We start from the raw sequence: 14,282 nt of genomic DNA, 5'->3' as shown, positions 1-14,282 counted from the left end.
ACAGGATAAAAAATGAGAGTAGATTTACACAATCATACAATTTTATGTAATCATGCAGAAGGTAGTGTTGATGAATATCTAGAACGAGCAATTGAATTAGGTATTGATGAGTATGGATTTTCTGACCATGCACCAATGAATTACGATCCAAAATATAGAATGGACATTTCTCAAAAACAATTGTATGAGAGATGGGTACTTGATGCAAAAGAAAAATATAAAGATAAAATTAAAGTTCTATTAGCTTATGAAGTAGATTATTTAGATGGTTATGTTTTAGATGAAATCAAAAATGCTAAGGTTGATTATTTAATTGGTTCAGTACATTTCTTGAAAAATAAAAATGATATGTGGGGTTTTGATAATCCTGAATTTATCGGTGTTTATAAATCAAAAGATATTGATGCAATATGGATTGAATATTTTGATGCAATTAAATCAATGGCTAAAACAAACCTATTTGATATTGTTGGACATTTTGATTTAATAAAAGTTTTCAAATTTTTACCAAAAAAAGATATTAGATTACTTGCAAAAGATGCATTAAATGAAATAAAAAAATCAAATATGGTTTTAGAAATTAATCCAGCAGGATTGAGAAAACCTATTAATGAAACATATCCTTCTAAACAATTACTTGAATTGGCTTTTGAAATGGGAATTGATATTACCTTTGGTTCAGATGCCCATAGTGTTGAGCAAGTTGGATTTATGTATGCGAAAGCTGCCTCTCTTGCGAAGGAAATAGGCTTTAAAGAATGTATTAGTTTTGAAAATAGAGAAAAAAAAGTAATAAGGTTTTAAAAATAGATATTAGATTATATTTTTATTATAGTTGTTTAAAAAATATACAGCTGTTTTATTTTATTTTATACTATTTTAGATAAAATGTTTTAAATAATTTTGAAGGAGTTAAACCTATGGGAAAGTTTGTTAATAATACTGAAGAGTTTTTTATTTATTGTAAAGAAAATGAAGTAAAATTTGTTGATTTTAGATTTACTGATATGAAAGGTACATGGCACCATGTAACTTATATGATGAGTGCGGTTAGTGCTTCTCAATTAGATAATGGAATGCCTTTTGATGGTTCATCAATTGATGCTTGGCAACCAATTCATAGATCAGATATGTTATTAAAACCAGATGTTGGTACAGCATTTTTAGATCCATTTACTGCTGATTCTACAATCATTGTAATTTGTGATGTTTACGACATTTACAAAAATGAAATGTATGAAAAATGTCCAAGATCTATTGCTAAAAAAGCATTAACTTTTTTAACTGAATCAGGTGTTGGAGATGTTGCATACTTTGGTCCAGAAAATGAATTTTTTGTATTTGAAGATGTAAAAATCATTGATAAAGCAAATGAATCATATTATAGAGTTGATACTGAAGATGGTGAGTGGAATGATGCTGCTGATATGGAAGGCGGGAACATGGGTCACAGAGCTAGAACTAAAGGTGGGTACTTCCCTGTAGCTCCTATTGATACAGGTGTTGACTTAAGAGCTGAAATGATGCAAGTATTAGAACAAGTTGGTTTAGAAGTTGTTTTAGGACACCATGAAGTTGCACAAGGTCAACATGAATTAGGTGTTGTATTTGGTGACTTAATTGAAGCATCTGATAATGTTCAAAAATTAAAATATGTAATCAAAATGGTTGCACATTTAAATGGTAAATCTGCAACATTTATGCCAAAACCACTTTATGGTGATAATGGAAATGGAATGCACGTACACCAATCAATCTGGAAAGATGGTAAAAACTTATTCTACACACAAGGTGAATATGGAAATCTTTCAGAAATGGCTAGACATTATATTGGTGGTGTGTTTAAACATGCAAGAGCAGTTGCTGCATTTACTAATCCATCAACTAACTCTTACAAAAGATTAATTCCAGGATTTGAAGCACCTTCAATTTTAACTTACTCTTCACAAAATAGATCTGCATCTTGTAGAATTCCTTATGGAGCTGGTGAAAAAGCTGTACGTGTTGAAATGAGATTCCCAGATTCAACTTCTTGTCCTTATTTAGCATTCTCTGCTATGTTAATGGCTGGAATAGATGGTATTAAAAATAAATTTGAACCAATTGGACCAATGGATGATGATTTATATGAATTACCATTAGATGAAATTAGAGAAAGAGGAATCCCTCAAATGCCTCATACTTTAAGAGGTGCATTAGAAGCATTAGTTAGAGATAATGATTTCTTACAACCAGTATTTACAAAAGATATGGTTGATACATACCAACATTATAAATTTGAAACTCAAGTATGGCCTAATGAAGCAAGACCTACTCCATTTGAGTTAAAAACTACATATTCTTGTTAGTATTTAATTTACCAAAATAAAAAAGGGTAAGTTTTAAAACTTACCCTTTTTTTATATCTAAAATATAATGATTAGTTTAACTAATCATTAAAAATCTAGAACTTCTTGCCCAGAGTTTTGTGGCTCAGCTTGAAATTCCACATCAGGAAGAGGAGACATATCTGTATAAAGTTCATCTCTACCATTAATATTTGATGTATAAACATTTGAAGGCATTACAAAAGTTCTAGGAATTTCAGGATGTATTTCCATATATTTTTTATAAAAGTTTGAAAATGCAGGACCTGCAATTCTTCCACCAGTTTCTGTTCTTCTCATTGGAGTATTATTATCATTACCAAACCAAATTATAGTTTGAATTGATGGTGAATATCCGCAAAACCATCCATCAATATTGTCATTTGTTGTTCCAGTTTTTCCAGCTATTTCTATACCTGGAACTTGTGCATTTTTCCCTGTACCATTATTTACAACATTATTTAATATAGTAGTCATTAAATATATTTGTTCTGGTTTGTCTATTTCTTTTGTTTGTGGACCAAAAGTTACTGTGTTACCACTTTGATTTACAATTTGTTCTATTATATAAGGTTTAACTTGAGTACCTGCATTTGAGAACATACTATAAGCTTCACTATAATCAATTAATGAAACACTCATTGAACCAAGAGTAATAGAAAGATTATTAGGAATATCTTTAAATCCATAATTATTTAATCCTTTGATTACTGTATCAATTCCAACATCAGTTACTAAATTCAAAGTAGATAAATTTCGTGAATCTGTTAATGACTCTTTTAAACTTACAATTCCTTCAAATTTTCCACCATAATTTTTTGGTTGCCATTTTTTCTCAACACCACCAACTGTATAATTATATGTTCTTGATATATCAATTAATTGTGAGGCAGGATTGTATCCATTATCTAATGCAACTTGGTATAAGAAAGGTTTAATTGAACTTCCTGCTTGTCTTTTTGATTGAAAAGCTCTATTAAACATTGATTGATTATAATCAATTCCACCACATAAAGCTAAAATTTTTCCAGAATTATTTTCCATTGAAACCAGTGCACCATTTAACTCTTTTACATAAGAGTCATCATTAGGTTTATTTTCTCTTTTTCTAAAATCTAAATCTCTTTTTAATGCTTCCTCATATGCATCTTTTAAACTATTTTGTGCAATTTCTTGAGCATCTAAGTCAATAGTTAAATAAACTTTATATCCACCGTATAAAATATCTGGAATATCATTACTTAATAAACTAATTGCATAATCAACTGCATAGGGAGCTAAATTTTTTGTTAAACTTTGATTATAAATTACAGGAGTTTCTTTCATTGAACTTTCATATTGTTCTTTATTTATCCAACCTAATGTATTTAATCTTGTTATAACTTGGTTTGCCCGTGCTAGTGAAATTTTTAAATTTCTTGTAGGATCGTAAAAACTAGGAGCTCTTGGTAGTCCTACTAAAATAGCCATCTCTTTTAAAGATAATTCATATAAATCTTTATTAAAGTATCCTTTTGCTGCTGTTTTGATTCCATAATAACCATGTCCAAAATATACATGGTTTAAATATCTTTCTAAAATTTCTTCTTTTGTTAGAACGGTTTCAAGTCTAATAGCTAGAAGTGCTTCTTTAACTTTTCTTAACAATTTCTTTTCTCTTGTTAGAATTAACATTTTAATTAATTGCTGAGTTAAAGTACTTGCACCTTCAACAAATCCACCAGCTTTTATGTCTTTTATTATCGCACGACTTATTGCATCTGGATTAATACCATGATGTTCAAAAAATTGAGTATCTTCAATTGCAACTAATCCTTCAATAATTCTTGCAGGAATATCATCATATTTTACATATTCTCTATTTTCATCTTTGAAAGTATTTGCTATTACTTTTCCATTTCTGTCGAAAAATTGAGTACTTTGTTTTGGTGTGTAGTTCACAACTACATCAATGTCATGTTTTATTTCATCATATAAATTATATAGCCAACCAGCTGCTGCTAATCCTAAAATAATTAATAAACCAAAAATATATTTCATCATATTATGTCCTAAAAGTTTTATTTTTAAATGTTGAATTAATTAATCTTTTTGTGTAATCTTCTTTAAGTGCTGATAAAATATCATTTGTTAAACCTTTTTCGATTATCTCTCCATTTTTTAAAATTATTATATTTTCACAAATTGTTTTTATCGAATTTATGTCGTGAGTTACAAATAAAATTAATATATTCAATCTATCTTTAATCTCATTAATTAAATCTATAATATTGTTTTTATTTTCTTCATCTAACGCAGTTGTTGGTTCATCTAGCAATAACAATTTTACATCACGACTTAATGCAATTGCAATAACAACCCTTTGAATTTGTCCTCCACTTAATTGTGAAGGAAATTTTTTTAATACACTTTTATCAAGACTAACTAAATTTAAAACTTCTTCTTTTTTTTCATCACTACAAAAAAATTGATTTTTAATTCTTGTCATTGTTGATAATGATGTAAATGGATTTTGTGGAATGAAACCTATTGTATGATAATTTAGCTCAAAATTTGAATCAATATCTTTATTTATTTCAAGTGTCGAGGGAAGTAGATTTAATAAAGCTTTTAAAGTCAATGATTTTCCGCTTCCACTTTCACCAATTAGTGCTGTAGACGTTGACATATCAAAAGATATATCAACTAGCTTTTTTTCATTGCTTTTTATTTCTAATTTTTTTATATTAATATTTAACACAGTTTTTCTTTATATTAATGGTTCATCCATCTCTTGAGGGATTTCTAAATTCATCAGTTTTAATACAGTTGGAGCTATATTATTTAAACTTCCTGTTCTAACAACTTTAACATTATTTGCAATAACAAAACAGTAAACATCCCCAACTGTATGGTTTGTTAAAGTATTTCCATCTTCATCTTTCATCATTTCACAATTTCCATGATCAGATGTCAATATAATATTATAATTCTCTTTTTTAGCAGTTTCTAAAATTAATCCAAGTTCATAATCAACGGCTTCAACCGCTTTTACAGCTGCATCAAAAATACCAGTATGTCCAACCATATCTCCATTTGCAAAATTTACAACAATAAAGTCTATTTGTTCATTCATAGCAGTTCTAACAGCAGTTCCAACTTGTGGAGCTGACATTTCAGGTTGTAAATCATACGTTGCTACAGCAGGTGATGGAATTAAAACTCTAGTTTCATTTAATAAAGGTTCTTCAATTCCTCCATTAAAGAAAAATGTAACATGGGCATATTTTTCAGTTTCAGCTGTGTGAAGTTGAGATAATCCAGCATTTGAAATAACTTCAGCTAATGTATTAATTGGTGCATCTTTTGGGAATAAAACATCAATAGGATTGTTTTTATCATACTGTGTCATAGTTGCAAGATTTAAAGAATCTTTAAAAGTAGGGAATTCTGCGAATTCTTTATTAACAAATACAGATGAAATTTCTCTCATTCTATCACTTCTAAAATTACAAAAGATTATTCCATCATTCTGTTTTAGTCCTTCATATTTATCAAAAGCTGTAGGAGTAATAAATTCATCAAAAATTTTATTCTTATATAAATTATCAATATAAGTTAAAACATTAGTTGATGTTGAAGGTTGGGCAAAAGCAATTACATCATAACCTTTTTTTACTCTGTCCCATCTATTGTCTCTATCCATAGTGTAATATCTTCCAGAAATAGTTGCAATCTTAATATCTTCATCGCAGATATTAAGAATTTGATTAATATAAATTTCCGCACAATCAGGAGCAACATCTCTTCCATCTGTAATTATATGGATAAAAACTTTTTTATTAGAATTTTTTGCAATTTTTGCCATTGCAATTATATGATCAATATGTGAATGAACTCCTCCATCACTTAAAAGTCCAATTAAATGAATATTATTAGATGTATCTAAAATATTTTTAAAAATTGTATTATCTTTTAAAGTGTCATTTTCAATAGCAATATTTATTTTTACTAGATCTTGATATAAGATTCTACCACTTCCAATAGTCATGTGTCCCACTTCACTATTTCCCATTTGCCCATCAGGAAGACCAACAAATTTTCCATAAGTATGAATTAATGAATAAGGAGCATTTTTGAATAAATAATCATATGTTGGAGTTTTGGCACTAGCAAAAGCATTAAATTTATCTGAAGAGTTGTGTCCTATTCCATCAGTTATTATAAGTAGTGTTTTATTTGTCATGATTTAAACCTTTTAAAAAGTATAATATATTATAATCGCGCATATTATATCAAAATCAAGGTTTAAGTTTGTTTTATTGGTTCTATAGACATCTAGAGATTAATATCTTTCAATATATTTCAGTGCGAGCTGGAATTAGTTTTTTTATTGCTTTTGTTTTAACAATGTATTTAATGCCAAAATTTATTGCTTGGGCAAAAAATAAAAAAGCCTCACAACCAATTTATGAACATGCACCAGAATCTCATCAAGCAAAAGCTGGAACACCAACAATGGGCGGGGTAGTTTTCATCTTCTCTACCATAATTGCAACACTTTTAACAGCTAAATTAAGTAATTTTTATGTGGTTGGTGGATTAACAACCTTAGCTCTTTTCTCATTCATTGGTATTCAAGATGACTATTCAAAAATTTCAAAAGAGAAAAACTCAGCAGGATTGAGTGCAAGAGCTAAACTTGTATTACAATTTTTCTGTGCATTTATTGTAGGTTTTACTCTTTATTACTATTCACATACAACAGAATTATATACACCTTTTTATAAACTTCCTTTATTTGATATGGGAGTGTTTGCAATAGTATTATGGATGATGGTTATTGTAGCTTCATCAAATGCAGTAAATTTAACAGATGGACTAGATGGATTAGCAACAGTTCCCTCAATTATGGCATTTGTTTCACTTTCTGTGTTAGTTTATATTACAGGTCATGCAATATTCTCATCATATTTATTATTACCAAGTATTCAAATAGCAGGTGAATTAGCTGTAATGGGAAGTGCAATTTGTGGAGCATTAATTGCATTTTTATGGTTTAACTCTCATCCAGCAGAAGTATTTATGGGAGATTCTGGCTCTTTACCTTTAGGAGCATTTATGGGATATATGGCAATAGTTGCAAAATCAGAATTACTTTTATTAGCAATAGGATTTATATTCGTATTAGAAACAGTATCAGTGATATTACAAGTTGGATCTTATAAATTAAGACAAAAAAGAGTGTTTTTAATGGCTCCAATTCATCATCATTTTGAAAAAAAAGGTTGGAAAGAAAATAAGATTATTGTGCGATTTTGGATTATTGCATTTATGACAAACTTACTTGCTCTATTAAGTTTAAAAATCAGATAAAGATTAAATAATGATTACAAAAAATGAAAGAATTAGAATTTTAGGAAAAGGTATCACTGCACTTGCACTAAAAGATAAATTTCCTAATGCAATACTATATGATGATAACGATTTTAATGAATATGATTTAAATTCAAATGAATATACAGTTGTAAGTCCAGGAATTCCACCTTATAATAAAATGATATTAAATTCTAAAAATTTAATTAGCGATTATGATTTATTTGCATCTGTAATGCCTTTTTCAATTTGGATTTCAGGAACAAATGGGAAAACAACTACTACACAAATGTGTCAACACTTATTAAAAGAGTATAAAGCAATTTATGGCGGAAATATTGGTGTTCCTCTTAGTCATTTAGATGAAAAAGCACCTATTTGGATATTAGAGACTTCATCTTTTACTTTACATTATACAAATAAAACGAAACCAAATATTTATATTTTACTTCCTATTTCTGAAGATCACATTACATGGCATGGATCTTTCGAAGAATATAAAAATGCAAAATTAAAGCCATTATCTTTAATGAATGAAAATGAAATAGCAATAATTCCAAGTGAATTTAAAGATATTAAAACTAATGCACATTTGATTACATATGAAAATAGTGATGATTTATGTAAACATTTTAATATTGATAAAACAAAAATTAAATTTAAAGAACCATTTTTATTAGATGCAATTTTATCAATTGCAACAAGAAAAATCATATTTGATGAAATTGATTATGAGTTAATAAACGAATTTGTAATTGATAAACATAAGGTTGAAGAGTTTAAAGATAGTAAAAATAGACTATGGATTGATGATAGTAAAGCAACAAACGTTGATGCCACGATAAATGCAATAGTTCCATATAAAGATAAAAATATACATATAATATTAGGTGGAGATGATAAAGGTGCCAATTTACTTCCACTTTTTGAGAATATAAAGACATTAGATATTAATGTTTATGCAATAGGAAGTAATACTGAAAAAATTGTGAAATATTGCAAAGAATATAAAATCAATGTTGAAAGTTGTACATTTCTTAATATAGCAATAGAAAAAATAGACTTAATTTTAGAAGAAAATTCAGTAGCAATGTTATCTCCTGCTGCTGCATCATTAGATCAATTTATGTCGTATGCTCATAGAGGCGATGAATTTAAAAATTTAGTATATTCTTTAAGTTAATATTAATAATTTAATTTGTATAATCTCACTCCAATTTGCATAGGTTCGATAGCTCAGTCGGTAGAGCAAAGGATTGAAAATCCTTGTGTCGACAGTTCGATTCTGTCTCGAACCACCATTTTGTGGATGCTGGTGTAGCTCAGTTGGCTAGAGCAGCTGATTTGTAATCAGCAGGTCGGGGGTTCGACTCCCTTCACCAGCTCCATTTTGTCCTGCGTCTTCTTTCTAAAGAACAGCGCTTGACCAGAACAATAATATTTTTCAACGGTGAGGTTGGAGAGTGGTCAAATCCTGCGGACTGTAAATCCGCCGCCTACGGCTTCGAAGGTTCGAATCCTTCTCTCACCACCACGCAAATGTTGCGGGAGTAGCTCAGTTGGCTAGAGCTTCTGCCTTCCAAGCAGACTGTCGCGAGTTCGAGTCTCGTCTCCCGCTCCATTTATTTTATTGATTACTGGGAGCTGAGTTATAAGCACAATTTTTTTATAACTCTTAATATATATTATATCTTCCATTAAAGTTTTTTTCAGTATTTTTTAAATATAATACGCACACAATTTTATTGTGTAATTTAAATAATTAAATCCCCTCTGAATAGAGAAGCCAAATGGGCTTATCTACTCAGAGGGCAATAACCAAAATTTAGAAGGGGAATTCTATGGCAAAAGAAAAGTTTTCAAGAAATAAACCGCACGTTAATATCGGTACAATCGGTCACGTTGACCACGGTAAAACTACATTAACAGCAGCAATCTCGGCAGTATTATCTGTAAGAGATGGTGGAACTATGATGGATTACGATCAAATCGATAATGCACCAGAAGAAAGAGAAAGAGGAATTACAATTGCTACTTCTCATATTGAGTATGAAACAAAAACTAGACACTACGCTCACGTTGATTGTCCAGGCCATGCCGATTACGTTAAAAATATGATTACTGGTGCTGCTCAAATGGATGGTGCTATTATTGTTATTGCAGCAACTGATGGTCCTATGGCTCAAACAAGAGAACACATTTTATTATCTAAACAAGTAGGTGTTCCATACATCGTTGTTTTCTTAAATAAAGAAGATCAATTAGATGATGAAGATAGAGAAGAAATGTTAGAACTTGTAGAAATGGAAGTTAGAGAATTATTATCTACTTACGATTTCCCAGGTGATGATACTCCTATCGTTGCAGGTTCTGCATTTAAAGCATTAGAAGAAGCTAAGGCTGGTTCTATTGGTGTTTGGGGAGAAAAAATTATTGCATTAATGGATGCTGTTGATTCATATATCCCAACTCCAGAAAGAGATGTTGACCAAGATTTCTTAATGCCAGTTGAAGATGTATTCTCTATCTCAGGAAGAGGAACAGTTGTTACTGGAAGAATTGAAAAAGGTACAATTAAAATTGGTGAAACTATTGAAATCGTTGGATTCTCTGATACAAAAACAACTACTGTAACTGGTGTTGAAATGTTCAGAAAAGAAATGGAACAAGGTCAAGCTGGAGATAATTGTGGTATTCTTTTAAGAGGTATTAAAAAAGAAGACGTAGAAAGAGGACAAGTTTTATGTAAACCTAAAACTATTACTCCACATACTAAATTTAGATGTGAAGTGTATATTCTTTCTAAAGATGAAGGTGGTAGACATACTCCATTCTTCTCAGGATATAGACCACAATTTTACGTAAGAACAACAGACGTAACAGGTTCTTGTACTTTACCAGAAGGTACTGAAATGGTTATGCCAGGTGATAACGTAGAAATGACGGTTGAATTAGTTGCTCCAATCGCTCTAGACAAAGGTACAAAGTTTGCTATTAGAGAAGGTGGTAGAACTGTAGGTGCTGGAGTTGTTGCTGAAATCATTGAATAAGGATTTATAATGGCAAACATTAGAATTAAAATCGGATTAAAATGTCAAGAGAATGGTGATATTAACTATACTACTTGGAAAAATCCAAAAACTCATACTGAAAAGTTTGAAGTTAAAAAATATAGCCCAAGATTAAAGAAACACACTTTACACAAAGAAGTGAAACTTAAATCATAATTTTTGAACTTATGGTTGAAAAGCCATAAGTTCATTTAAACATAGGTCAGTAGCTCCAATGGTAGAGCGCCGGATTCCAAATCCGATGGTTGTGGGTTCGAGTCCCTCCTGGCCTGCCACTTTAAATTTTTTTAAAAGAAGTAGATCTCTTTTTTTGAAAGAATTTATTAAATATAATAGCAATCAAAATGGAGTAAGTGTGAATAGAGTTAAAAATTACTATCAAAATGCAAAATCAGAATTACTAAAAGTTATTTTCCCTATTAAAGAGCAAATTAGATCTGCATATTTATCTGTTTTTATTGTTGTTACTGTAATAACTTTATTTTTAGCTTTAATTGATGGAATAATGTCATTAAGCTTATCTTCAATTATTAACTAAGGAAGTAATTATGGCACATAAATGGTATGCAATTCAAACTTATTCAGGTAGTGAGTTATCAGTTAAAAAAGCTTTATTACAATTATCGGAAGAAATGGCTGATGATAGAATATCAGATGTATTAGTACCTACTGAAGATTTAATTGAAATTAAAAAAGGTAAAAAATCTATTGTTGAAAGACCTTTATATCCAGCATATGCATTTGCTAGAATAGATTTAGATACTGGATTATGGCATAGAATTCAATCAATGCCAAAAGTTGGAAGATTCATTGGTGAATCAAAAAAACCAACTGCATTATCAGATAAAGATATTAATTTAATTTTGGAAAAAGTTAAAAATAGAGCAGCAGCAAAACCAAAAGTTTCATTTGAAGAGGGTGAAATGGTTAGAATTAATGAGGGTCCATTCTCTAATTTTAATGGTTTAGTAGAAGATTTTGATATGGTTTCTGGATTATTAAAATTAAATGTTTCTATTTTTGGTAGAAATACGCCAGTTGAAATTTCATATACTCAGGTTGAAAGAGTAGTTTGATTTAAAAAGTAATTGTAGGCATTAGGCAAAAAAACTAGCTTCTTGTAAATAGTTTTCTTGCCTAATGTCTAATCATTAAAAAATTGATAAAGGAATAGCATGGCTAAAAAAATTCAAGGTCTAATCAAATTACAGATACCTGCAGGTGCTGCAAACCCATCACCACCAGTTGGACCAGCACTAGGTCAAAGAGGTGTTAATATAATGGAGTTTTGTAAAGCTTTTAATGAAAAAACTAAAGATAAAGCTGGGTTTAGATTACCAGTTGTTATTACAGTTTATACTGATAAAAGTTTTACATTCGAAGTAAAACAACCACCAATGACAGATTTAATAAAAAAAGTTGCTGGTATTAAATCAGGTTCAAGCAATCCGCTTAAACAAAAAATTGGTAAATTATCTAGGGATCAAATTATGGAAATCGTTGATATGAAAATCAAAGATTTAAATACAGATGATAAAGAAGCGGCAGCAAGAATTGTTGCTGGTTCAGCTAGATCAATAGGTATCGAAACAGAATTATAATATTCTGTTTTGGTTTAAGTCTTACCACCAGACTCAATAATGGCGGTAGCAAAATAATATAAATTGCGGAGATAATAATGGCAAAAATTTCAAAAAGATACAAAGCACTAACTGAAAAAATTGAAGATAGAAAATATTCTTTAACGGATGCTTGTACAAGTGTAAGAGAGTTAAAATCAGCTAAATTTGATGAAAGTGTTGAAATTGCACTTAAATTAAATGTAGATCCAAGACATGCTGACCAAATGATTAGAGGTGCTGTTGTACTTCCAAATGGAACTGGTAAAACTGTTAGAGTTGCAGTATTTGCTAAAGGTTTAAAAATGGATGAAGCAAAAGCTGCAGGTGCTGATGTTGTTGGAAATGATGATTTAGCTGAAGCTATTCAAGCTGGAAACATTAATTTTGATGTTTTAATCGCAACTCCTGATTGTATGGGAATTGTAGGAAAAGTTGGTAGAATTTTAGGGCCAAAAGGTTTAATGCCTAATCCTAAAACAGGTACAGTAACGATGGATGTTACTAAAGCTGTTAATGATGCAAAAGGTGGTCAAGTTACATATAGAGTTGATAAAAAAGGTAATATGCAAGCTGGAATTGGAAAAGTTTCATTTTCTGCTGAAGCTCTTAGAGAAAATGCTGCAGCATTTATTGCTGCAATTAATAAAGCTAAGCCTTCAACTGCAAAAGGTAGATATATTGCTAATGCAGCTATATCGCTAACTATGAGCCCATCAATTATTATTGATAATATGGAAATAATGGAAATTAGATAAGGTCTTCCTTATCTAATTTTTTTTTAGCATTCAATAATAAAGAACTATTTCTTTATTATTGAGTGTTATTCAAAGCACTGAAATAAAACTGAAGACAGCTGGTAAGAGACACCTCCGTTTCTTGTAAGTCCCGCCTAAGTCGATGTTTTGAAGGGAGGAGAAAAAATGACTAAACAACAAAAATCAGAAATTATTGATTCATTAACAGGTGAGTTCAAAAACTCTTTAGCAATCGTTGTATGTGACTATAAAGGTCTTACTCATAAAGAGTTAGAAATCTTAAGAAAAGAAGCAAGAGTAAATGATACTAAAGTTCAAGTTGCTAAAAATACATTAGTTACAGTTGCTGTAAAAAATGCAGAATTAGGTGATGTTGAATTAACTGGTACAAATATTTTCTTATGGTCTGCAGATCAAATTTCAGCTTGTAAAGTTGCAGATAAATTTGCAACTGCAAATAAAGAAAAATTTGTTATTAAATCAGGTATTATTGAAGGTAAAGTTGCAGATTTTGATACAGTTAATGCATTCGCTAAATTACCATCTAGAGAACAACTTCTTGGTATGCTTGCAGCTACTTGGATGGCACCTGTTACAAACTTTACTATCGGACTTGACGCACTTAGAAAGAAAAAAGAAGAAGAAGCAGCTTAATTATTTAAGCTATTAATAAATTTAAAATAAAATTAAAAGGAAAAGAAATGGCAATTTCTAAAGAAGACGTATTAGAATACATCTCTGGTTTATCAGTATTAGAGTTATCTGAATTAGTAAAACAATTCGAAGAAAAATTTGGAGTATCTGCACAACCTGTTGCGGTTGCTGGTGGTGCTGTAGCAGCTGTTGAAGCTGTTGAGGAAAAAACTGAATTTGATGTTGTTATCTTAGATGCAGGTGACAAAAAAATTAATGTTATTAAAGAAATTAGAGCATTAACTGGTTTAGGATTAAAAGAAGCAAAAACTGCTGCTGAAGAAACTCCTTCAACAATTAAAGAAGGTATTTCTAAAGAAGATGCTGAAGCTGCAAAAGCTGCATTAGAAGCTGCTGGTGCAAAAGTAGAAATTAAATAATTATTCGTAATTATGATTGATATGCAGGGCTTTTGTCCTG

At 30.1% G+C, this 14,282-nt stretch carries 15 protein-coding genes and 5 tRNA genes; 17 read left to right on the top strand and 3 right to left on the bottom strand.

The window, feature by feature from the left end:
* The first annotated feature begins 12 nt into the window (after positions 1 to 12).
* Together hisJ and glnA are read left to right on the top strand one after the other, a co-directional pair.
* Positions 13 to 804 carry a histidinol-phosphatase HisJ gene (gene hisJ / locus AVENP_RS13355; protein ID WP_128359750.1) on the top strand — a complete coding sequence of 264 codons (792 nt, stop codon included), beginning with the start codon at positions 13 to 15 and terminating at the stop codon, positions 802 to 804.
* A 116-nt stretch (positions 805 to 920) separates the two neighbouring features.
* The gene (glnA, locus tag AVENP_RS13350) at positions 921 to 2,348 is read left to right on the top strand and encodes a type I glutamate--ammonia ligase (RefSeq protein WP_128359749.1); all 1,428 of its coding nucleotides are present in this window, start codon (positions 921 to 923) and stop codon (positions 2,346 to 2,348) included.
* A gap of 87 nt (positions 2,349 to 2,435) precedes the next feature.
* On the opposite strand, the gene AVENP_RS13345 is transcribed toward glnA, so the two are convergent.
* Genes AVENP_RS13345 through gpmI form a run of 3 tightly spaced genes read right to left on the bottom strand, consistent with a single transcriptional unit; the run spans position 2,436 to position 6,591 of the window.
* Complete coding sequence (locus AVENP_RS13345; RefSeq protein ID WP_128359748.1) at positions 2,436 to 4,409, bottom strand: penicillin-binding protein 1A; 1,974 nt, start codon at positions 4,407 to 4,409, stop codon at positions 2,436 to 2,438.
* Position 4,410: 1 nt separating this feature from the next.
* Positions 4,411 to 5,106 carry an ATP-binding cassette domain-containing protein gene (locus AVENP_RS13340; protein WP_172664321.1) on the bottom strand — a complete coding sequence of 232 codons (696 nt, stop codon included), beginning with the start codon at positions 5,104 to 5,106 and terminating at the stop codon, positions 4,411 to 4,413.
* Between the two features lie 9 nt (positions 5,107 to 5,115).
* On the bottom strand, positions 5,116 to 6,591 hold the full coding sequence (gpmI, locus tag AVENP_RS13335; protein WP_128359747.1) for a 2,3-bisphosphoglycerate-independent phosphoglycerate mutase: 1,476 nt from the start codon (positions 6,589 to 6,591) through the stop codon (positions 5,116 to 5,118).
* Positions 6,592 to 6,659: 68 nt separating this feature from the next.
* On the opposite strand from gpmI, the gene mraY reads away from it, so the two are divergent.
* The 15 genes from mraY (at position 6,660) to rplL (ending at position 14,242) form a co-directional block, all read left to right on the top strand.
* Positions 6,660 to 7,721 carry a phospho-N-acetylmuramoyl-pentapeptide-transferase gene (gene mraY, locus AVENP_RS13330; RefSeq protein WP_128359746.1) on the top strand — a complete coding sequence of 354 codons (1,062 nt, stop codon included), beginning with the start codon at positions 6,660 to 6,662 and terminating at the stop codon, positions 7,719 to 7,721.
* Positions 7,722 to 7,731: 10 nt separating this feature from the next.
* The gene (murD, locus tag AVENP_RS13325) at positions 7,732 to 8,904 is read left to right on the top strand and encodes a UDP-N-acetylmuramoyl-L-alanine--D-glutamate ligase (RefSeq protein ID WP_128359745.1); all 1,173 of its coding nucleotides are present in this window, start codon (positions 7,732 to 7,734) and stop codon (positions 8,902 to 8,904) included.
* A 42-nt stretch (positions 8,905 to 8,946) separates the two neighbouring features.
* A tRNA-Phe gene (locus AVENP_RS13320) sits at positions 8,947 to 9,022 on the top strand.
* Between the two features lie 10 nt (positions 9,023 to 9,032).
* Positions 9,033 to 9,109: transfer RNA gene (locus AVENP_RS13315), tRNA-Thr, on the top strand.
* Between the two features lie 61 nt (positions 9,110 to 9,170).
* A tRNA-Tyr gene (locus AVENP_RS13310) sits at positions 9,171 to 9,255 on the top strand.
* A 10-nt stretch (positions 9,256 to 9,265) separates the two neighbouring features.
* Positions 9,266 to 9,342 (top strand) — tRNA-Gly (locus AVENP_RS13305).
* 220 nt (positions 9,343 to 9,562) lie between these two features.
* Positions 9,563 to 10,771 carry an elongation factor Tu gene (gene tuf, locus AVENP_RS13300; protein ID WP_128359744.1) on the top strand — a complete coding sequence of 403 codons (1,209 nt, stop codon included), beginning with the start codon at positions 9,563 to 9,565 and terminating at the stop codon, positions 10,769 to 10,771.
* Positions 10,772 to 10,789: 18 nt separating this feature from the next.
* Complete coding sequence (gene rpmG / locus AVENP_RS13295) at positions 10,790 to 10,948, top strand: 50S ribosomal protein L33 (protein WP_165790421.1); 159 nt, start codon at positions 10,790 to 10,792, stop codon at positions 10,946 to 10,948.
* Positions 10,949 to 10,991: 43 nt separating this feature from the next.
* Positions 10,992 to 11,067: transfer RNA gene (locus AVENP_RS13290), tRNA-Trp, on the top strand.
* Positions 11,068 to 11,147: 80 nt separating this feature from the next.
* A complete protein-coding gene (gene secE, locus AVENP_RS13285) occupies positions 11,148 to 11,330 on the top strand; it encodes a preprotein translocase subunit SecE (protein ID WP_172664320.1) in 183 nt (60 codons plus the stop codon).
* 7 nt (positions 11,331 to 11,337) lie between these two features.
* Entirely contained in the window at positions 11,338 to 11,868 is a 531-nt protein-coding gene (gene nusG / locus AVENP_RS13280) for a transcription termination/antitermination protein NusG (RefSeq protein ID WP_228201897.1), read from the top strand.
* A 99-nt stretch (positions 11,869 to 11,967) separates the two neighbouring features.
* Positions 11,968 to 12,393, top strand: a complete 426-nt coding sequence (gene rplK, locus AVENP_RS13275; RefSeq protein WP_128359741.1) for a 50S ribosomal protein L11 — start codon at positions 11,968 to 11,970, stop codon at positions 12,391 to 12,393.
* A gap of 77 nt (positions 12,394 to 12,470) precedes the next feature.
* Complete coding sequence (rplA, locus tag AVENP_RS13270) at positions 12,471 to 13,169, top strand: 50S ribosomal protein L1 (protein ID WP_128359740.1); 699 nt, start codon at positions 12,471 to 12,473, stop codon at positions 13,167 to 13,169.
* Positions 13,170 to 13,334: 165 nt separating this feature from the next.
* The gene (gene rplJ / locus AVENP_RS13265; protein ID WP_128359739.1) at positions 13,335 to 13,823 is read left to right on the top strand and encodes a 50S ribosomal protein L10; all 489 of its coding nucleotides are present in this window, start codon (positions 13,335 to 13,337) and stop codon (positions 13,821 to 13,823) included.
* 47 nt (positions 13,824 to 13,870) lie between these two features.
* Positions 13,871 to 14,242 carry a 50S ribosomal protein L7/L12 gene (gene rplL, locus AVENP_RS13260; protein ID WP_128359738.1) on the top strand — a complete coding sequence of 124 codons (372 nt, stop codon included), beginning with the start codon at positions 13,871 to 13,873 and terminating at the stop codon, positions 14,240 to 14,242.
* Positions 14,243 to 14,282: the final 40 nt, after the last annotated feature.

The sequence above is a fragment of the Arcobacter venerupis genome, assembly GCF_013201665.1.
Classification (GTDB): Bacteria; Campylobacterota; Campylobacteria; order Campylobacterales; family Arcobacteraceae; genus Aliarcobacter; species Aliarcobacter venerupis.
The sequence above is the reverse complement of the archived record's forward strand: the minus strand, read 5'-3'. Positions and strand labels throughout refer to the sequence as shown.

Bases quoted from the DNA above. Each gene is read 5' to 3' on its own strand.
- hisJ (WP_128359750.1), top strand. From the start codon at position 13: ATGAGAGTAGATTTACACAATCATACAATTTTATGTAATCATGCAGAA.
- glnA (WP_128359749.1), top strand. From the start codon at position 921: ATGGGAAAGTTTGTTAATAATACTGAAGAGTTTTTTATTTATTGTAAA.
- AVENP_RS13345 (WP_128359748.1), bottom strand. From the start codon at position 4,409: ATGATGAAATATATTTTTGGTTTATTAATTATTTTAGGATTAGCAGCA.
- gpmI (WP_128359747.1), bottom strand. From the start codon at position 6,591: ATGACAAATAAAACACTACTTATAATAACTGATGGAATAGGACACAAC.
- murD (WP_128359745.1), top strand. From the start codon at position 7,732: ATGATTACAAAAAATGAAAGAATTAGAATTTTAGGAAAAGGTATCACT.
- tuf (WP_128359744.1), top strand. From the start codon at position 9,563: ATGGCAAAAGAAAAGTTTTCAAGAAATAAACCGCACGTTAATATCGGT.
- rplK (WP_128359741.1), top strand. From the start codon at position 11,968: ATGGCTAAAAAAATTCAAGGTCTAATCAAATTACAGATACCTGCAGGT.
- rplA (WP_128359740.1), top strand. From the start codon at position 12,471: ATGGCAAAAATTTCAAAAAGATACAAAGCACTAACTGAAAAAATTGAA.
- rplJ (WP_128359739.1), top strand. From the start codon at position 13,335: ATGACTAAACAACAAAAATCAGAAATTATTGATTCATTAACAGGTGAG.
- rplL (WP_128359738.1), top strand. From the start codon at position 13,871: ATGGCAATTTCTAAAGAAGACGTATTAGAATACATCTCTGGTTTATCA.